This is a genomic window from Nocardia higoensis (assembly GCF_015477835.1).
Lineage (GTDB): Bacteria > Actinomycetota > Actinomycetes > Mycobacteriales > Mycobacteriaceae > Nocardia > Nocardia higoensis_A.
Genome location: NZ_JADLQN010000001.1, coordinates 401,365 through 420,453 on the forward strand (window position 1 = coordinate 401,365; position 19,089 = coordinate 420,453).

Here is a 19,089-nt window from a genome sequence, read left to right on the forward strand (position 1 = left end):
GTTGTACAGTCCGCACGATATCGCCGGATCATCTGCTTTCAGGAGTTCTGCATGATCGACCTACCTCGCCCCCTGCGCACCGACATATCCACCTCGGCGCGGGTCTGGAATTTCTGGCTGGGTGGTCGAGACTATTACGAGGTGGATCGCCTCGCCGGTGAGGCGGGGATGGTGAGCTATCCCGAAATCACCACGATGGCAGCGCAATCCCGGCAATTCCTGATACGGGTGGTTCGCTGGCTCGCCACCGAGGCCGGGGTGCGTCAGTTCCTCGACATCGGCACCGGCCTGCCGACCATGCAGAACACCCACGAGGTGGCCCAGGCCGCCGCGCCGGATGCCAAGGTCGTCTATGTCGACAACGATCCGCTGGTGTTGGCCCATGCCAGAGCGTTGCTGGTCAATTCCACGCCCGAGGGCGTGACCACCTATGCCGAAGCCGATTTCAACGATCCCGAGCCGCTGATCGAGGCCGCCCGCGCGGTGCTGAACTTCGACGAGCCCGTCGCGGTACTGTTCATCGGCGTCCTCGGGCACGCCGCCGCCTACTCCGACGCGCTGCGCGCGGTGCACGCCATCATGGCGCCGCTGGCCTCCGGTAGTTATCTGGCGCTCTACGACGGCGCCACCGATGACAGCGACTACGTCCGGCTGTGCGAGAACTACTCGAAAACCGGCGGCACGCCGTACACGCCGCGTTCCCCGGAGCAGATCCGCGGCCTGTTCGACGGGCTGAAGGTCGTCGAACCCGGCGTGGTCCCGATCAATTTCTGGCACACCGACGACGCCGAGCGGGGCGTCCGTGGCGCCTCGGCCTGGGGCGGGGTCGCCCGCAAGCCATGATGCGGTCACCCGGCCGCTTCAGCCTCGTCGCAGGGTGCCCGCGATCTGGCCGCCGAACAATCCCGGCGTGCTGTAGGCCAGCGAGCCGTCCGCTTGCAGGCGGACCGTGGAGACCGAGCCCTCGTCGGCGCAATCACGGGCGCTGTCCGGACTGAGCCGGGCGACGAACGTGAGCTGGTCGCCGTTCACATCGGTGAGCCGCTCGATACGGCTGCACCGGTGGCCGGTGAGCTTGCCGGTATTGCTCGACTGCGCGAGCTCGGCGCCGATTTCGCCCTCCTCGATGGTCAATTGGATGTCGAAGGTGACCAGGCCGTCGGCTGCCGTACCGCGCCAGGTGCCCACGAAACCGTCCGGGACCGCCGCGGCGGTGGATTCGGTGGTGGTCGCGGCGGCCGAGGTGGTGGTCCCGGCAGTGGTCGTCGGGATCTGCACGACGGCCGACGGGCTCGCCTCGGTGCCGCCGGGCTGGTCGTCGCGCAGTTGGATGCCGATGAAGAACGCGCCCGCGGCGACGGCTACCGCCACCACCGCGAGTGCCGCGATCAGCGGTCCGCGCCCACCCGTCCGATCGATGGCGCGGCCGTCGCCGGAACGGTCTCGATCGTCGCGGCTGTCACCGACGTGCGACGCGTCGGGATACCCGCTTCCGGACCCACGCGGGCCGGCGGCGGACGCGCCGAATCGATCTCCCCCTTGTCGGGCGTGGCCCTGCGGCGTGCGGTCGTCGAATCGGTTGCCGCTCGCCGGAACGTATTTGGGAGGGGTGTGGCCGCCGGGCCGGGCAGAGTCCGGCGGGACGACGCCGGGCCCGGTGAAACCCGACGCGGCCGAGCCGGCGCCCGCCGGGCCGGCAGGGGCGTAACCGGCGGAGCCGGACTGCGCGCCTGCGCGCCACGGCTCGGCCGGGGTGTGCAGGGCGGTGGGATCCGTGCGGCCGGCGTGGGTACCCGCGCCCCACCGGTCGGTCGCGGGCTGCGCGACCGGGTAGCCGCCGTTCGAATCCGATTGCGCGGCATCAGAGCCCGAATCGGACCAGGCGGCGGGAGAGTCGTCGCCGAGGGCCGGGCGCCGGTCCTGCGCATAGGGGAGAGGCTGTGACGCGCCGGTGTGCCCGGCGGCGTCGGCAGGGAACTCGCCGGGCCCGGAATCGAGGTCGAGCAGGCGCACCGCACGCTGGCTGACCTCCTCGAGCACGGCGGCGGGCAGCCAGCCGGTGCGCTCGTGGGCGCCGAGGCCGCCGAGGTGCTCGAGCACTCGGCGGGGTGTGGGGCGCTCGGCGGGGTCCTTGGACAGGCAGGCGGCGACCAACCCGCGCAGCGCATCCGGAATGGCGTCGAGCCGTGGCTCCTCGTAGACGATGCGGAACAGCAGCTGGACCGTGTCGCCGCCACCGAACGGACCCTGCCCGCCCGCGGCGTAGGTGAGTACCCCGCCGAGGGCGAACATGTCGCCCGCCGGACCCACGGTCCCACCGGTCACCTGCTCCGGGCACATGAAAGCCGGTGAGCCGATGACCTTTCCGGTCGTGGTGAGCGCGGTGTCCTCCACCGCGCGGGCGATGCCGAAGTCGATCACCTTCGGTCCGTCGACGGCCAGCAGCACGTTCGACGGTTTCAGATCCCGGTGCACCACCCCGGCTCCGTGCACCGCGACGAGCGCTTCGGCCAGCCCGCGGGCGAGCACGACGAGACTGCGCTCGCCGAACGGACCGAATCGCTCGACGGCGTCGGAGAGCGCGATCCCGGCGACGTATCCGGTGGCCAGCCACGGCGGATCGGCGTGCACGTCGGCGTCGAGCACCGGTGCGGTGCAGGAGCTGCCGACCCGGCGCGCGGCGGCGACTTCCCGCTGGAAGCGTGTACGGAATTCCGGGTCGCTGATCAGATCGGGCCGGATCACCTTGACCGCGACGGTGCGGCCACCGGCATTGCGACCCAGGTACACCCGCCCCATGCCGCCGACACCCAGCACGCCGAGAAGCCGGTAGTCGCCGATCCGGCGGGGGTCGTCATGGCCGAGCGGTTGCATCGCGAGCGAGGGTCCCTTCGAATAGAGCTGCCGAAAGGCTACCGATTCACACGCCGCCGCCGCGACACGCATCATGGGGGCATGGTCGGCAACGCGGTTCCGCCACGGGTGGTGGTGATGGGAGTGTCCGGGTCCGGCAAGACGACGGTCGCCTCGCGCCTGGCGGCGGCGCTGGGCGTGCCCTTCGCCGAGGGCGACGATTTCCACCCCGCCGCGAACATCGCCGCCATGACGGCGGGTGTCGCGCTCACCGACGCCGACCGCGCGCCTTGGCTGGCCCGGATCGCCGACTGGCTCACCGGTGCCACCGACGGCGCGGTCGTCAGCTGCTCTGCGCTGGCCCGCGTCTACCGTGACCGCTTGCGCGCGGATGTGCCGGACCTCGTGTTCGTCCACCTCGACGTGCCTCGCGCCGAATCGGACCGGCGGCTCCGGCATCGCCGCGGGCATTTCATGCCGCCGTCTCTGCTGGATTCCCAACTGGCGATGCTGGAACCACTCGACGTCCACACCGCAGGTACTGGTCGACCGGGTGGCGGCCTGGCTCCGACGGCGCGGGCTCTAGATGCTCGGGGCGGGACAGTCTCCCGAGGACACGAGCGGCACGCAGATCCCGGTGGCTTCCGAGAACAGCAGTCCGCCGCCGTAGACGAGGGCGGCGACGGCTGTGGCGGCGAAGACCACGACCCAGAACAGGGCGGGCAGCTTGGTCAGCCCGGCCAGCTGGTCGGCGTCGGAGCCCACCGCGCCCGGATTGCCCCATCCCCGCCTGCGACCGCGCTGCATCTCGATCACCGGCCGCAGTCCGGCGAAGAGCAGGAACCACGCGGCCAGATACGCGAAGGCGGCCTGCACGATGTCGGTGCCGAACCAGGAGACCACGAAGATCAGCCCGCCCAGCGTCACCACGGTGAAGGCGCCGTAGAGGTTGCGCACCTTGATCAGGACCGCGGCCAGCAGCACGATCGAGGTCCAGAGCATGAGGGTGATCCGATCGGCGCCGAGCAACGCGGCGAACCCCAGGCCGAGCAGCGGCGGCGCGGGGTAGCCGGCCAGCGCGGTGAGGATCATGCCGGGACCGTAGGGCTTTCCGCTCGACACCGTCAGCCCGGAGGTGTCCGAGTGCAGGGTGATGCGGTCGAGCCTGCGTCCGGTGAGCAGAGCGGCCAGCGCGTGCCCGCCCTCGTGCACGATCGTGACGACATTGCGGGCCATCCGCCACAGCGGTCCGTAGGACACCAGCAGCAACGCCAGCGCGCCGGTGACGAGGACCAGCTGCCACGGCGGCGGTTCCTGGGTATTCGTGAGCCGGTCCACGATGGACGCGCCGCGCTCGAAGAATTCGTCGGTCTGCACCCGCCGAACCCTAGCGACCACTCCCGCCCGGCGCAGCGGTCCAGCTCAGCTCGACGGCGTGCGCGGCGCCCGCACGGTGGTCGCGCTCGAGCCCCGGCTCTCGGGCGGGTGCCGGCTCCCGGGAGGTTCGCGCGGCGGCGGCAGCACGGCCCGCGGCCCGGGCCGGATCAGCCCGCGACAGGCACGGCCTCGGCCTCGGCCTCGGCGAGTTCTGCCTTCCATGTGCGGAAGCCCTCTTCCGGGCGTCCGCGCCGCCAGTAGCCGGAGATCGAGGACGCCCACTCGGCCGGCACCTCACGCTCGCGGCGGATGTAGCGGCGCATGTCGTGCATCACCGCCTGTGCCTCGCCGTGGATGAAGACCTGCACCTGCCCTTCGCGCCACGGCGCGGAGCGCACCGCCTCGGCGAGCAGTTCGCCCGCGGGCCGGTCGCCTCGATGCAGCCAGCGCAGCTCGATGCCCTCGGGGGTGACCAGATCCAGTTCGTCGGTGGGACCGGTGACCTCGACGAAAGCCAGGCCGACGGCGGTGGTGGGCATGGCCGCCAAACCCGCGGCGATGGCGGGCAGCGCCGCCTCGTCGCCCGCCAGCAGGTGCCAGTCGGCATCCGGCCGGGGCGAGTAGGCGCCGCCGGGGCCGTAGACGTCGATGGTCGTGCCGGGCGCGACGGTCGCCGCCCAGGGGCCGCCGATGCCCTCGTCGCCGTGGTGCACGAAGTCGACGGCGATCTCGCCGGTGGCGGGGTCCACCGAGCGGATGGTGTAGGTGCGCACCACTTCGGCGCCGTCGCGGTCGAAGATGAACTTGACGTAGGAATCGCTGAATTCGCTCGGACGGAAGTCCTCGCTGGTGAAGTGCACGCGGATCGGGTGTTCGGTGAGCCGTGCGGAACGCAGGACCGTGAGGGTTGCGCGCTGGCGGGCCAAGGGAACCTCCGAGGTCAGGTAAGTAAGGTTTGCCTAACCAAGGTACCTGGCGGAGGTGTTCCGCGGGTAGCGGCGAGGTTCGGTTCATTCGCTCCGGGAAGCCGGGCGTTCCGCTGCGGTGACCCCGGCGGCCGAGCCGGCATCTTCCGGTTCGGCCCATCCGGATCGTCGGCTCGTGGCGAGCTCGGCGATGAGTTCGTAGGACCGGGCGCGGTCGTCGATGTCGTAGACGAGGGTGTTGAGCATCAGCTCGTCGGCCTCGGTGCGTCGCAGGAGGTCGGCGAGCTGGTCGCGCACGGTCTCGGGGGAGCCGAGCACCTGACCGGCGCGCCGCTGCTCGATGAACAGGCGCTCGTGCTCGGTGAATTCGTAGGCGGCGGCCTGCTCGGGCGTGGCCAGCGCGCGCGGCCTGCCTGCCGCGAGTTGCAGGAAGACGAGGTCGCGGGGTCGGGCGAGTTCCTCGGCGCGCGCGTCGGTGTCGGCGGCCAGCGCACCGGCCGCCACCATCGCGTACGGGGCCGCCAGTGCGGCCGACGGGCGGAACTCGGCGCGATACAGCGCCAGCGCTGCCTCGGTCGCGGCCGGGTTGATGTGGTGGGCGAAGGCGAACCGCAGGCCGAGCGCGGCGGCCACCTGGGCGCTGAAACCGCTCGAGCCGAGCAGCCAGATCTCCGGCTCCTGACCGCGGCCGGGGGTGGCGGTGATGCCGCCGGGGCCGACGCCGCGGAAGAAGCGCAGCAGGTCGGCCAGCTCCTGCGGGAAGTTCTCCGCCGACAGGCCCGCCTCGGTGCGGCGCAGGGCGCGGGCGGTCGCCTGGTCGGTGCCCGGCGCGCGGCCGATGCCCAGGTCGATGCGTCCCGGATGCAGGGCCTCCAAGGTGCCGAACTGCTCGGCCACCACCAGCGGCGCGTGATTGGGCAGCATCACCCCGCCCGAACCCACCCGCATCCGGCTGGTCGCCGCCGCCACATGCGCGATCACCACCGCGGGCGCGGAACTGGCGATGCCGGGCATGTTGTGATGCTCGGCCACCCAGAAGCGCCGGTAGCCCAGCTCGTCGGTGCGCCGGGCCAGCTCGGTCGTCGCGGCCAGCCCGGCCGCCGCGCCCGCGCCTTCCTGCACCGGGGCGAGATCGAGCACGGACAGCGGGACGTCGATCATGGGGCTCCTCGGGCGTACACGAATTCGGCATTCATCTGCTCGGCGCAACGCTGCTCTGCTCTGCTCTGCTCGACACAGCGCTGCTCTGCTCTCGACACAACGCCGGTCGCCCGAACGGGCATTCCGCCGGTTCGATCACACCGTGCCGTCGACGCCCCGCCCGGGCAGCATCGCCGCGGCCACCATCAGCAGCGCCGCCATCACCGCGATCGCGACGAACACCTGGTGGACCGCGTCGGCCAGCAGCGCGGGCGCGGGATGATCCGTGTCGCCGACCTTCGCGTTGACGATCGCGCCGAACACCGCTACGCCGACCGCGCTGCCGATGGATCGTGAGAAGCTGTTCGCCGAGGTCACCACGCCGCGCTCGGACCACTGCGCACTGGTCTGCGCGGCGATCAGGCTGGGTGTCGACACCAGGCCCAGTCCCGCGCCGACCACGAAGCACGGCAGCGCCACCTGCCACAGCCGCGCATCCTGGTCGATGAGCACCGCCGACAGCGCGCCGAGGGTCGCCAGCCCGCTGCCGATGAGGGCGCTGCCGCGGAAGCCGATGCGCAGATACACCTTTCCCGCCTGCGACGCGGCCAGCGGCCAGCCCAGCGTCAGCGCCCCCACCGTCAGCCCCGCCACCAGTGCGCTCACGCCGAGCACACCCTGGCTGAAGGTCGGTACGTACGAGGTCAAACCGAGCATCACCGCGCCGACCGAGACCGCCACCAGACTGCTCGCGATCACCACACGGCGGGTGAACACCCACAGCGGCAGGATCGGATGTTCCGCGCGGGTCTCGACCCAGCCGAACATCGCCAGCGCCACCGTGCCGACAGCGAAGGCCCCGATGCTCTGCGGCGACGACCACGCCCAGGCCTGACCGCCCTCCAAGAGGCCGAGGATCACCGCGCCGGCGCCGATCGTGAGCAGCAGCGCGCCCGGATAGTCGATGCGCTCCTCGCCGCGCTCGGCCTCCTCCCGGAAGTTGCGCGTCAGCGTCCACATCGCGACGGCGGCCAGCGGCAGATTGACCAGGAAGATCCAACGCCAGCTCACGAAATCGACGAACAACCCGCCCAGCAGCGGCCCGGCCACCGCCGAGATCGCCCACACACTCGCCAGATAGCCCTGGACCTTGGCACGCTCGGCCAAGGTGTAGAGGTCACCGGCGATCACCATGGTCATCGGCTGGATCGCGCCCGCGCCGATGCCCTGCAGCGCGCGGAACACGATGAGCGCGGTCATGCTGGTCGCCAGACCGCACAGCAGCGAGCCGACGGCGAACGTGGCGATGCCGAACAGGATGACCGGCTTGCGGCCGACGATGTCGGCCAGCTTGCCGTAGATCGGGACGGTGACCGCCTGGGCCAGCAGGTAGATCGAGAAGAGCCACGGGAACTGCGAGAACCCGCCCAGTGAACGGGTGATCGAGAGAACCGCGGTGGCGATGATGGTGGCGTCGAGCGCCACCAGGCCGGTGGACAACATCAACGAGGCGAGAATCGGCCCCCGATCGGAACGAAGGCCGACGCCCGGTGGTCTGATGTCCGTTGCCACTTCTCTCCTGGGTCCGGCGGTGGGTGATGGGGGCTCGCGACGCCCGCGTTCTGTATACGGGGCCAACTTTCGGGTTGCCAGGGGTTATTCCGGTCGAGAGCATGCGACTATGGACGGGTCGCGTAGATCACCAGGGGTTTCCGTCAAAGGGGGAACAATGGACACGCTGAATCTCGATCCGGCCGCACTCGCGGCGTATACCGCGATCGCCGACGCCGTTTCCGAACAACTCGCGAACGCGGCGCAGGCCGGTGCGGGTGCGATCGACCGGTCGCGGCTGGAAGCCGATCTCGGCATGCTGGGCGCCGGGTTCGCCGCCAAGTTCACCGCCGCCGTCACCGAGCACACCCAGGCGCTGACGACCGCCGGTCAGCTGGTCGGCGCCTACGGCCAGGCATTGCGCGACTACAGCGCAGCGATGACCACCAGCGACGCCGAGTCGGCGACCGAGCTGGCGAAGACGAGCGAGGAGCTGGCATGAGGCCGTTGACCGCCCTGCGCAGGCGCCGTCCCACCGAGACCGCCGCGAGCGACACGCTCCCTGTCACCCCCGACCCGGCGGTCGATCCGCCGATGATCGCGGCGCTGGTGCGCCCGATGCTGCAACTGCGTTCCACCCTCGGTTCCGGCGCGACCATGCCGGATCGCACCATCACCGCCGCGCTCTCGGCCGCCAGCACGCAGGCCGCGGATTCCGAGGGCCCGCATCGCAACGGCCTGTACGCGCTCGAGTCCACCTGGACCTCCGCGGGCGCGGACGCCGCGGTGCCCGCGCTGCGCACCACGCAGACCGAGATCGGCGAGATCTCCGACCGCGGGCCCGCCTACCTGTCCGTGCTCTCCGACGCCCAGGCCACCAGCGCCCGCGCCGCGCGCAAGGTCGACCAGATCATCGCCGACTTCCGCGCCGACGCCCGGGTGATCCTGGCCAACTCCACTTCCGCGCCGGAGACCGACGCGGTGATCGACCGGGCGGCCGCAGCGCTGCGCGAGGCCATCGAGACCGTCGAGGCCGCGCAGACCGAGATGGACGGGCACACCCAGCGGATCGACACGATGGGACCGCTCACCGTGACCACTCCGACCGGGCTCACCGACCGCAACGGTGGCATCGGCGGAACATCCACCCCGACAACCTATTACTCGAACCTGCCGTCCTCAGGGATCCCGCAGACCACTGCCGACGGGCAGCCGATCGATCCGGCGCTCGTCGCGCAGATGCAACTCCAGCAGCAATTGATCTCGGCCGGCGTGGATCTGGGCACCGCCGCCATCACCGCGGGCGTCGACATCGGCACCCATCTGATCGACAAGATCGCCGAGACCGGCATGCACGCCATGGACACCGTGGCCGCCTCCGCGGACGCGGCGATATCCCAGGCGATTCCGGAACTGATCAACCCCGGCAGCACCACCACCGCCGGTGCGGGCACCTCCGGGGCGACCCCGAACAAGCTGTTCGACTTCGGTGGCGGCACCGGTCCGTCGAATCCCTCGGCGATGACCGCGGCTCCGGGAACCCTCGGCGGCACACCCAAGCCGGACGCGCCGAAAGCACCCGCGCCCGAACCGAGTCCGGGCCAGTCGATCACGCCCGACCCGGCCGACAAGCCGGTGGCCCAAGCGCCGTTCACCGGCAATTCCGAGCCGTCCCGCCCGGTCTCGCCGGGCGGCGCCGCGGGCGGGATGGCCCTGCCGCCCGGTGTGGGGGGCGACCAGGAACGCAAGCGCGACGGTCAATTGGGCGTGACAGTGCCCGCGTCGGAGGTGCTGCCCGAGTCCGCGACCGTTCCTGCCGCCGTGATCGGCGATTTCGGTGATGACGCCCTCTGACCGAGATCCGAATACTCCCGGCCCCGCCAACCCGTTCGACACGGGACTGCCGATGGTGCGGATGCCGCCTCCGGCCGAGTCCAAGGGCAAACGCAAGCGCAGACGTCAGGCGGGCCGGGTCATCGGCCGCAATATCGACGCCGCCCGTGTCGAGCCCGCCGTGATCGACTCCGCGGGACCGGCCGGTGAACCGATCCCGCCGCTGCCGGTGCCCGAACGTTCCCGGCCCACCGGGGATTGGGCGCAATGGCTCGAGCCGGGTGCCGCCACGGCGCGGTCGGCTGAGCGTACGTCCGCGGGAGAGCGCGCCTGGGCGGGTGAGCGCGCGCCCACGGGGGCCGGCGGGTCCGCCGCGGGCGCGCCTGCCGACCATGTCTACGAGGACTGGGATGTTCGCGACGACCACTCCGGCGACAACCACTCGGTCGACTCCTACTCCGATGCGAACTACGACGACGAGAGTGGTTCCACAGCGGACGTTTTCGACGAACTGGATCTCACCGGCCGCGCCGCCGCCGATCACGATGCCGCCGGCCACGGTCCGGGCGACCGCGCCGACCACGATCCCGACGACGCGCACTCGCTCGACGCTGACGTCGTCGATCGCCGATTCGACCGGAGATATTCCGCGGCGAACATCTTCGACGAGAACGAACCCGGGGAGCCGAAGCCGCTGCCCTCGCTGATCGACCGCACCGGCGGCAGCCCCGGCCCGTCGCTGCGCAGGCCGCGCCCTCAGGGCGGCGACACCGACTCCCGGAACGACCGCATGCTGGCGGTCCTGGTCGTCGTCGGCGTGCTGATCGCGGTCGGCTCGATCGTCTGGGCGGTCCTGCCCGGCTCGTCACCCGAGCAGCGGGCCGAACAGCCGCCCGTCGAACAGGCCACCGTGACGCCCGCGCCGACCACCCTCGCCCCGGAAGCCGCGGCGGTCGCCACTCCCGGTTGCGAACAGCGCAATTCCGCCGATGTCGTCTCCGGCACCCAGCCGGGCGGCACCACCGACGGCCCCTCGGCGATCCTGGCGTTCGAGCACGCCTACTACGTGCTGCGCTCCGGCGCGGCCGCGCGTGCGGTGGTCACTCCCGGTTCCGCCGTGCCCGACGCCGCGCAGATCCAGCGTGGCATCGACCAGGTCCCGGTCGGCACCCGATATTGCGTGCACATCACCAAGGCACAGCCTCCGTCGACGGACGGCCTGACCCGCTGGGAGGTCCGGCTGACCCAGCAGTATCCGGACGAAGAGCCGAAGACCTTCCTGCAGTCCATCGCCACCCGCAGCCATACCGGTAAGACGCTGATCGAGTCGATCTCCATGGCTTAGGCCCCATGGCTCGGTGGCCGTCGGCCGAGCGCCGGTGGCGGCCCGCGTTTCGATCATGCCGGTTTGGTCCGTGCAGCCGGGGTATTACCTCCGCACCGTACGCCGTGGGGCGTGCAGTTGCTCGAGGATAGGAGAAGTGATGCTTGGTCTCGGAATCATCGGCTGGATCATCATCGGAGGCCTCGCCGGTTGGATTGCCAGCAAGCTCATGAAGACCGACGCACAGCAGGGCATCCTGCTCAACATCGTGGTGGGTGTCGTCGGCGGCCTGCTCGGCGGGTTTCTGCTGCGCCTGTTCGGTGTGGACGTGGAAGGCGCCGGGCTGTGGTTCAGCTTCTTCACCTGCCTCGGCGGCGCGGTGATCCTGCTGTTCCTGGTGCGCGCGTTCACCGGCGGCCGCCGCGGCGCCCTGCACTGACGTCGTGCGCTGAACCGATGCGCTGAGCGTCGGTACGGCGCCGAGTTCCGGCGAGAATGACCACCGCACCCCCGGCAGTACTCCGGGGGTGCGGTGGTCGCGTCGTGTCACGGCGGCGGATCGCCACCTGCGCCGCCGACCGTAGCGGCGAGGATCAAGCGACTGATGTGGGCGTGGATCGCCCCGTTGTCGTCGTCGGCGACCAGTTCGAGGAACAGCGCCGAGCCCGCCGCCATCGCGATGAGAGCCTGGGCGTGGAGATCGGCGTCGTCGCGGGCCAGGTCGGGGGGAGCGAGCAGCGCGGCCGCGGGGCCGCTGAATCCGGACCAGAGTCGACGGCGTAGGTCGGGGTCGCGGTCGAGTGCCGTGAGCAGGCCGGGCACGGCGGCTCTGACCTCGGGGCGCGCGAACAGTTCGCGGCTGCCACGCAGCACCCATTCGATCCAGCCGCGGCGGTCGGCGCCCGCGAAGGGGGACAGGTCGGGAACCTCGCCGAGGACGGCGTGCAGGACCAGTTCGGGCTTGGTCGCCCAGCGCCGCTGGATGCTGGCCCGCCCGACGCCGGCGCGAGTGGCCACCGCCCGGACGCTGAGGTCGTCGTAGCCGGTCTCGACCAATAGTTCGCGCACGGCGGGTAGGACCCGCTGTTCGATCGTCTGATCGCGCGGCCTGCCGGCCGCGCGCGGGGGTGGTTCGGTGTCCGGCGATGTCGTCATCCAACTCCCATCGGTATTACGATGCCAGTGGTATCGATTATGGTGTCGAGATCGTGAGCGTCGATTGTCCCGCTTCGCGGGTGCGCGGCGGGCGAGCGACGCCGAACCGGAGAGAGAGGTCGACGATGCGACGGTCGAGGGAGAGCCTGCCGTGCTGATAGCGGTCACCGGGGGAACCGGTTACCTGGGCGCGCACACCGTCGCCGCCCTGCTCGCCGAGGGACACGCCGTGCGGTTGCTCGTCCACCCCAGCGAGGACGCGGCCGCGGCGCTCGCGCTGTTCGCCGCGCAGGCCGATCACATCGAGACCGTGATCGGCGACATCCGTGACCCGAAGGTGGTCTCGGCGCTGCTCGACGGCTGCGACGCACTGCTGCACGCGGCGGGCATCGTCGGCACCGACGACCGGCGCGAGGCGCTGATGTGGGAGGTCAATGTCGAAGCCACGGGACGGATCCTGGCCGAGGCGACCAAACTCGGCCTCGATCCCATCGTGCACGTCGCCAGCTACAGCGCGCTGTTCCCGTGCCCGGACCCGGTGATCACCCCCGACAGCCCGACCGCGCCCGGCCGCAGCGCCTACGGCCGCACGAAATCGACCGCCGATCGGATCGCGCGTGCCCTGCAGGCGGCGGGCGCGCCCGTGGTCATCACGTATCCGGCCTCGGTGGTCGGTCCGGCGCTCGGTCCGCAGGCGGGGATCACCGCCGACGGCTGGGCGGTCATGCTGCGCAGCGGGTTCGCCCCGAGTGTACGCGGCGGTATGCAGATGGTGGACGTACGCGATGTGGCGGCCGTGCACGCGGCGGTCATGACACCGGGGCAGGGACCGCGCCGCTATCTGGCGGGCGGCCATCTGCTGACCTTCGACCAGATCGTCGACCTGCTCGAAGAGGCGGGCGGCAAACGCATTCGCCGAATCCCGATCTCACCCGGGGTGTTCCGCGGCATCGGCCGGACCAGCGATCTGGTCGCGCGGCTGACCCCCATCAGCGCCGGCCTCAGCTACGAGGCGGCCTGGCTGCTGACCGCGGCGACGCCGACCGACGATTCGCGCACGCTCGCCGATCTCGGCGTGCGCTGGCGACCGATCCGCGAATCGATTTTCGACGCGATGGGTCGTGCTCTGACCCCGGCGGGCGCCTGAGCGCGACGCGCCGAGGACGCGCTCCCGGATACCCTCGCGAGTCGCTGCCCGCTTCCGAGTGGAGGCGAGCCGGTGACACTGGCTACGCTTGTGTCCTTTGCTCATTCGTATCCAGGTAAGGGGAATTGATGGCCCGCAAGGTGACTGTGCTGCTCGTCGACGACATCGACGGCACCTCCGTCGCGGACGAGACCGTGGCGTTCGCACTCGACGGTGTGCACTACGAACTCGATCTCGCCGCGTCGAATGCCGAACAGTTGCGCGCGACGTTCGCGCAGTGGACTCCGTATGCCCGCCGGGTGGGCAAGGCGCCGGGGAGCAAGACCACGACCAAAGCGCGTCGGGATGGCGAGCAGGACCAGACGCTGGCCATTCGCAAATGGGCGCAGAGCGAGGGGTTGCAGGTGTCCAGCCGCGGCCGGGTGTCGGCGAAGGTGGTGGAGGCCTATCACCGGGCAAACCCCCAGGGCTGAGCCATCTTCGGTGGGTCGACGGGTCGTCGAGCAGCTGACAGCCGGAAATGCCGGTGTCGCTGTCGACGGCCTATTTCGGCGAATCCCGTCCGAGGGGTGAGAACGCGTTCTAGATTCGCGGCATGGCCGATACAGTCACCGCACTTCTCCACGCTCGCGCGGAAGACGACAATCTCGCCGTCGCCTACGAGGATCGCCGCTGGACCTGGCGTGAATATGTCGCGGGCGGCGGGCGCAGGGCCGCCGCCGTGCTGGCGATGCTCGATCGCGACCGGCCGCCGCACGTGGCCACCCTGCTGGGCAACACCCCGGAGATGCTGTTCGCGTTGGCCGCCGGCGCACTCGGCGGATACGTCACCGTCGGCCTGAACGACACCCGCCGTGGCGCGGCGCTGGGCGACGACATCGCTCGCGCCGACGTCCAGATCGTCCTGACCGATGCCGCCCATCGGGCGTTGCTCGCCGACCTCGAACTCCCGGGTGTGCTGGTGGTGGACACCTCCGCACCGGACTGGGCGGACCTGGTCGCCGGGGCCGGTGACCTCGAACCGCTCGCCACGCCGAGTGCGATGGACACCTTCATGCTCATCTTCACCTCCGGCACCAGCGGCGATCCGAAAGCCGTGCGGCTCGCGCACATGATGGTGCCCTTCGCGGGCCCGCCGCTGGTCGGCCGTTTCGGCATCGGCTCCGAGGACGTCTGCTATCTGTCGATGCCGCTGTTCCATTCCGCGGCCATCCTCGGCGGCCTGTGCGTAGCCCTGACCAGCGGCGCGGCCATGGTGCCCGCCACCTTCTCGGCCTCGATGTTCCTGTCCGACATCCGCCGCTACGGCGTCACCTACATGAATTATGTCGGCAAGCCGCTGGCCTACATCCTGGCCACCGAGGCCCGCCCCGACGACGCCGACAACCCGCTGCGGGTGGCGTTCGGCAACGAGGCCACCGACCGCGACATCGACGAGTTCTCCCGGCGATTCGGCTGCGAGGTGTGGGACGGATTCGGCTCGACCGAGCTGGCGATCATCATCACCAGAGAAGGGCAGACGCCCGCGGGCTCCATCGGCAAGGGCTTCCCCGGTGTGGCGGTCTACGACCCGGAAACGGTGACCGAATGTCCGCCCGCGGAATTCGACGCCAACGGCGCCCTGGTCAATTCCGACGCCGCCATCGGGGAACTGGTGAACACCCAGGGGGCGGGCCTGTTCGCCGGCTACTACAACGACGAGGAGTCGACCTCCGATCGCCTGCGCGGCGGGATGTACTGGTCCGGCGACCTGGCCTACAAGGACGCCGAGGGCTTCATCTACCTGGCCGGGCGCACCGCGGACTGGATGCGGGTGGACGGAGAGAATCTGGCGGCGGGCACCATCGAGCGCGTGCTGCAACGCCTGCCCGCACTGAACCGGGTCGCCGTCTACGGCGTCCCCGACGAACAGGTCGGCGACGCGGTGATGGCCGCTATCGTGCTGAGCGACTACGCAACCCTCACCCCGGGGGAATTCGCCGCATTCCTGCGCGCGCAGGTCGACCTGTCACCGAAAGCGTGGCCGAGATACGTGCGGGTGAACACCGATCTGCCCTCGACCGCGACCAACAAGATCCTCAAACGCGAACTGAAGTCCGAGGGCGTCACAGCGGGTGACGGCATCCTGTGGGTGCGGTCGGCTCGTTCCTTCGACTACCGGGTCGCCGAGACGGAGAAGATGGAAGATACTGCGGCACGCTGAAACCGGTCGACCACGTCTTTCGGAGGAGCCGCGCGAAGCCGAGCGCGAGCCGGGTCCGCCCGCACCCGTGACCGAGGTGATCCAGCGTGCTCGGATGCCTTCAGTGATCGCCCGCACCCGGCCCAGTACCTACGGTGGCGGTGCGGGGCACCGCCGTCGAGTTCGACGGCCACCCCGGTCGTCCGGCGCGCCTTGTCGGAGGCCAGGAATACCGCCGCGTCGGCGATCTCCTCCGGGGAGCCGCAGCGGCCGAGCGGAATGTTCACGAGGTATTCCTCGCGCAGCCCGGGAATCAGCGCGGGGGAGCCGCCTGCTGTGCGCCCGGCGCCTCCGCGTGCATGGTCCTCTGCAGTTTCCTTGTCAGGAACCGGATCTCATCTTCCACGGCGGGCTCGAACCAGTCGTTGCCCGCGAAGACGTCGAAGTGGTCGCAGGGGTAGTGCCTGACCTCGGCGCGGGCGGCGAATGCCGCCTTCGCCGCGGCCTGCGGGGGCGCGGCCCGGTCGAAATCGGCGATCTGCACCAGCACCGGCGCGGTGATGCGGTCGGCGTGCCGATCCGCGCGATAGCCGCCGATCTCCAGCCCCACCGCGGCGTCCACCTCGTTGCGCCAGGTCGGTCCGGCCAGCGCCAGATAGCTCTCGTAGTACCCCGGGGCGGTCAGGGCGGCGCGTTCGCCGGGCTCGCCGACCAGCGGCAGCATCGTCGGCGCCGCGCCGAGCCGGGTGGCCAGCGCGCTGCGGATCCCCGACACCGTGGCGGTCGCCATCGCGAACGGTCCGTGCTGGGCCAGCGCGTGCCGTCCGGCCGAGAGCCCGCTCACCATCGGCGCCACCGAGATCACCGCGCGGACGTCGGCGCGTTCGGCGGCCAGGGTGAGCACGTGCCCGCCGGACTGGGAGATGCCCCAGAGGACCACCCGCGAGCGGTCCACGCCGGGCCGGCTGCCCGCAGCGGCGATCGCCGATCGGTAGTCCTCGAGCTGTCCGGCGAGGTGGATCCGCTGCCGGGGCGTGCCGTCCGACGCACCGAAACCACGGTAGTCGAAGGCGAAGACGGCCAGCCCCGCTGCCGCGAGCCGCCGGGCGAACGGTTCCAGGCCGGAATCCTTGGTGCCGCCGAGCCCGTGGGCCATCACGACCACGGGCCTGCCCGCCGAGTTGTCGAACGGGCCCGCGGCGTCCGAGGTGAAGAACCAGCCGTCGCATTCGGTGCCGTGCGAGTCGAAACGGATCGTGCTGCGCGCGCTCATCGGAGATGTCCCTTCTCGATTTCGGCGACCCGCGCCCACGACGGCGGACCGTGCACCTGTGCCCTCGTCGCGCCCGCCGGGATCTCCTCGACGCGCATGTCGTGTTCGTAGAGGAAGTAGTCGACCTGTTGGGTGTGCCGGGGCGTGTCCAGCATGTGGCCGGTGTAGCGCTGTTGGTCTTCGGCGATCACCCGCCGCATCCGCTCCGGCGAGGGCAGCCGGTAGCGGCCGACCGCGTAGGCGCCGATCAGTCGCGCCTGCGCCTCCACGAACGGAAACAGTGTCGGGGTGGCCTGGGCGAAGCCGGCGAACACCAGATCGTCGATACCGGGGGCGAACATCCGTTTGTACAGATCGATCCGATTGTCCGGTGCGCTGAGGAATTCCGGATCGAAGAACGGGAACGTGATGTTGTATCCGGTGGCGTAGATCACGATGTCGAAATCGTCGTGACTGCAGTCGACGAAATGCGCGGTGTGCCCGTCGAATCGGGCGATATCGGGTTTGGCGATCACATCGCCGGAGCCCAGTCGCAGCGGCAGTTCCACCGATTGCGTCGGATGCGCTTCGAAGAACTTGTGGTTGGGCGTCGGCAGACCGTACGACTCCGGGCGCCCGCTCAGCAACGGCTGCCCCCACTGCGCGAGTTTGCGCTGCCAGGACGCGGGCAGGTGCGGGGAGGTGCGGTAGTACTTGTCGGCCGGTCTGCCCGCGATGTACTTCGGCACGATCCACGCTCCCGACCGGGTCGACAGCGTCAGCGAATTGCCCAGCGCCTTCGACGACAGTTCCACCGCGATATCGGCGGCGCTGTTGCCCAGCCCGACGACGAGGATCCGCGCACCCGTGAAATCGTGCGGCGTCCACGGATCGATGTAGTGGTGGGCGTGCAGGGTCGTGCCGCTGAACTCGCCGGGGAAATCCGGGCAGCGGGGATCCCAGTGGTGGCCGTTGGCGACGACGAGCAGGTCGAACGTGCGACGCTCGCCGCGTCCGGTGGTCAGCTCCCAGCCGCCGCCGGGCAGCCTGCGCGCGTGTTCGACGGTGGTGCCGAATTCGATGGACTCGGTCAGCCCGAAGGCCGCGGCGTAGTCGTCGAGGTACTGCTTGATCTGGCTGTGGTGCGGGAAGTCGGGATAGTGCTCGGGCATCGGGAAGTCGCGGAAGGACAACTGATGCTTGGAGGTGTCGATGTGCAGGGAGCGATAGGCGCTGCTGTGGCCGTTGGGGTTGCCGAATGCCCAGTTGCCGCCCACCCGGTCCGAGGACTCGAAGCAGACATAGGGCACGCGATAGTCGGTGAGCATCTTGCCCGCGGTCAGGCCGCTGATGCCCGCACCGATGACGGCTGTCCGCGGCAGATACATCGGCGATCCTTCCCGCAGACAGAACACCCTCGGTTGTCTGCAATCAGTCACACTCGCAGATCCGGGCACTGCTGTCGGGGTTTTCGCCGAACGGAAGCTCAGGCGGTCTTCGCCTCCGCTTCCAGCTCGGATTTGAGCCGGTCCAGGGTGCGCCGGATATTGCCGCGCTGGAATTCGGCGAAGCCGCCTCGCCCGCCCGTCGCCAGTCGGTCGAAGACGCTCGCCGCCGCGTCCGGCCAACCGGTCCGATCGTCGTGCCAGATCTCGGTGACCCTGGTGCCGCCGTCGACGGGTTCGAAGCGGTACTCCCAGGTCGCGATCGACACGGGCAGCAGCGGCTTGCCGATGCCGAACTCGCGCACCGCGAACGCGAACCGACGGCCGGGCTCGGCGGCCGTCACCACGCATCCGGTGCGCCAGCGGAAACCGCGCCGCACATTCGACCCGACGAATCGCGCTCCGGCGCTCACCGGTGCGCCAGGGTCGGCGAGAACCGCCCCGGTGTTCTCCGGGCTCCATCGCCCCATCTGGGTGACATCGCTGACCCGCTCGTAGGCGGTCTGCGGATCCACGGCGATGACGACGCTGTCGGAGATCTCGAGGATGCGGGACTTTCTGATGTCTGGCACGGCTCGACCCTATCGGCCGACGGCGTGCCGCGACAGGCGCACCGAGCCGACCGTGAGGTTTGGTGTGGTGGAGAAGTGGTATCCAGCTCACGCATCGCCTCGTCGGCGCGGCCGAGGCGAGGATTTCACCGAAGGATGGGCAGACGATGATGGACAACACCACCGCGCGTAGCCGGGAACCGAAGGACAACGACCGAGTGATCTGGCCCGACCCCAGTCCCTTGGCGGACTGGTGGGCAGACGTCATGGGCACCGCGCACTCCGGACGGGATCCGAAGACCTCGGGTTCCGCCTCACAGCGCTGATCGTCCGCCCGGCGTTCGGCGGAACCG

19 protein-coding genes and 1 pseudogene are annotated in these 19,089 nt (G+C 70.4%); 10 read left to right on the forward strand and 10 right to left on the reverse strand.

The window, feature by feature from the left end:
• Positions 1–51: 51 nt before the first annotated feature.
• The gene (locus IU449_RS01730) at positions 52–843 is read left to right on the forward strand and encodes an SAM-dependent methyltransferase (protein ID WP_195000211.1); all 792 of its coding nucleotides are present in this window, start codon (positions 52–54) and stop codon (positions 841–843) included.
• 18 nt (positions 844–861) lie between these two features.
• Here the strand turns inward: IU449_RS01730 and IU449_RS28790 are convergent, their stop codons facing one another.
• A complete protein-coding gene (locus tag IU449_RS28790) occupies positions 862–2,874 on the reverse strand; it encodes a serine/threonine-protein kinase (RefSeq protein WP_228803631.1) in 2,013 nt (670 codons plus the stop codon).
• Positions 2,875–2,991: 117 nt separating this feature from the next.
• Here IU449_RS28790 and IU449_RS01740 point away from each other — a divergent pair.
• A pseudogene (locus tag IU449_RS01740) lies at positions 2,992–3,318 on the forward strand (gluconokinase); the annotation flags it as partial.
• Between the two features lie 117 nt (positions 3,319–3,435).
• Here IU449_RS01740 and IU449_RS01745 read toward each other — a convergent pair.
• The 4 genes from IU449_RS01745 to IU449_RS01760 form a co-directional block, all read right to left on the reverse strand.
• Positions 3,436–4,230: a M50 family metallopeptidase gene (locus tag IU449_RS01745; protein WP_324188041.1), complete on the reverse strand. Its 795-nt coding sequence runs from the start codon at positions 4,228–4,230 to the stop codon at positions 3,436–3,438.
• Between the two features lie 167 nt (positions 4,231–4,397).
• Entirely contained in the window at positions 4,398–5,156 is a 759-nt protein-coding gene (locus IU449_RS01750; RefSeq protein ID WP_195000212.1) for a siderophore-interacting protein, read from the reverse strand.
• A gap of 84 nt (positions 5,157–5,240) precedes the next feature.
• Entirely contained in the window at positions 5,241–6,317 is a 1,077-nt protein-coding gene (locus IU449_RS01755) for an LLM class flavin-dependent oxidoreductase (protein WP_195000213.1), read from the reverse strand.
• Between the two features lie 135 nt (positions 6,318–6,452).
• Positions 6,453–7,799, reverse strand: a complete 1,347-nt coding sequence (locus IU449_RS01760) for an MFS transporter (RefSeq protein ID WP_228804022.1) — start codon at positions 7,797–7,799, stop codon at positions 6,453–6,455.
• 226 nt (positions 7,800–8,025) lie between these two features.
• Here IU449_RS01760 and IU449_RS01765 point away from each other — a divergent pair, with 226 nt between their 5' ends.
• The 4 genes from IU449_RS01765 to IU449_RS01780 all read left to right on the forward strand — a co-directional run bounded on the left by IU449_RS01765 (position 8,026) and on the right by IU449_RS01780 (position 11,443).
• Positions 8,026–8,349 (forward strand): hypothetical protein, encoded by a 324-nt coding sequence (locus IU449_RS01765; protein ID WP_195000215.1) that lies wholly within the window; start codon positions 8,026–8,028, stop codon positions 8,347–8,349.
• A complete protein-coding gene (locus tag IU449_RS01770; protein ID WP_195000216.1) occupies positions 8,346–9,701 on the forward strand; it encodes a hypothetical protein in 1,356 nt (451 codons plus the stop codon). The genes IU449_RS01765 and IU449_RS01770 overlap by 4 nt, the downstream gene beginning before the upstream one ends.
• The gene (locus IU449_RS01775) at positions 9,688–11,025 is read left to right on the forward strand and encodes a hypothetical protein (protein ID WP_195000217.1); all 1,338 of its coding nucleotides are present in this window, start codon (positions 9,688–9,690) and stop codon (positions 11,023–11,025) included. The genes IU449_RS01770 and IU449_RS01775 overlap by 14 nt, the downstream gene beginning before the upstream one ends.
• Positions 11,026–11,164: 139 nt before the next feature.
• The gene (locus IU449_RS01780) at positions 11,165–11,443 is read left to right on the forward strand and encodes a GlsB/YeaQ/YmgE family stress response membrane protein (RefSeq protein WP_195000218.1); all 279 of its coding nucleotides are present in this window, start codon (positions 11,165–11,167) and stop codon (positions 11,441–11,443) included.
• 107 nt (positions 11,444–11,550) lie between these two features.
• Here IU449_RS01780 and IU449_RS01785 read toward each other — a convergent pair whose 3' ends face one another.
• Complete coding sequence (locus IU449_RS01785; RefSeq protein ID WP_195000219.1) at positions 11,551–12,159, reverse strand: TetR/AcrR family transcriptional regulator; 609 nt, start codon at positions 12,157–12,159, stop codon at positions 11,551–11,553.
• A gap of 151 nt (positions 12,160–12,310) precedes the next feature.
• Between IU449_RS01785 and IU449_RS01790 the strand changes: the two genes are divergently transcribed.
• From IU449_RS01790 to fadD1, 3 genes are all read left to right on the forward strand, one after another.
• Complete coding sequence (locus IU449_RS01790; RefSeq protein WP_195000220.1) at positions 12,311–13,306, forward strand: NAD-dependent epimerase/dehydratase family protein; 996 nt, start codon at positions 12,311–12,313, stop codon at positions 13,304–13,306.
• A gap of 128 nt (positions 13,307–13,434) precedes the next feature.
• Positions 13,435–13,779, forward strand: a complete 345-nt coding sequence (locus tag IU449_RS01795; RefSeq protein WP_195000221.1) for a histone-like nucleoid-structuring protein Lsr2 — start codon at positions 13,435–13,437, stop codon at positions 13,777–13,779.
• Between the two features lie 122 nt (positions 13,780–13,901).
• On the forward strand, positions 13,902–15,509 hold the full coding sequence (gene fadD1, locus IU449_RS01800) for a fatty-acid--CoA ligase FadD1 (RefSeq protein ID WP_195000222.1): 1,608 nt from the start codon (positions 13,902–13,904) through the stop codon (positions 15,507–15,509).
• Here the strand turns inward: fadD1 and IU449_RS01805 are convergent.
• The 4 genes from IU449_RS01805 to IU449_RS01820 all read right to left on the reverse strand — a co-directional run bounded on the left by IU449_RS01805 (position 15,461) and on the right by IU449_RS01820 (position 18,757).
• Entirely contained in the window at positions 15,461–15,775 is a 315-nt protein-coding gene (locus IU449_RS01805) for an SDR family oxidoreductase (RefSeq protein WP_324188042.1), read from the reverse strand. The two genes, fadD1 and IU449_RS01805, sit on opposite strands and share 49 nt — an antisense overlap.
• A gap of 26 nt (positions 15,776–15,801) precedes the next feature.
• Positions 15,802–16,761, reverse strand: a complete 960-nt coding sequence (locus tag IU449_RS01810; protein WP_195000223.1) for an alpha/beta hydrolase — start codon at positions 16,759–16,761, stop codon at positions 15,802–15,804.
• Positions 16,758–18,128, reverse strand: a complete 1,371-nt coding sequence (locus IU449_RS01815; RefSeq protein WP_195000224.1) for a flavin-containing monooxygenase — start codon at positions 18,126–18,128, stop codon at positions 16,758–16,760. Before IU449_RS01815 ends, IU449_RS01810 begins: the two co-directional genes overlap by 4 nt.
• A 98-nt stretch (positions 18,129–18,226) precedes the next feature.
• Complete coding sequence (locus IU449_RS01820) at positions 18,227–18,757, reverse strand: SRPBCC family protein (protein ID WP_324188043.1); 531 nt, start codon at positions 18,755–18,757, stop codon at positions 18,227–18,229.
• A gap of 146 nt (positions 18,758–18,903) precedes the next feature.
• Here IU449_RS01820 and IU449_RS01825 point away from each other — a divergent pair, with 146 nt between their 5' ends.
• Complete coding sequence (locus IU449_RS01825; RefSeq protein WP_195000225.1) at positions 18,904–19,062, forward strand: hypothetical protein; 159 nt, start codon at positions 18,904–18,906, stop codon at positions 19,060–19,062.
• Positions 19,063–19,089: the final 27 nt, after the last annotated feature.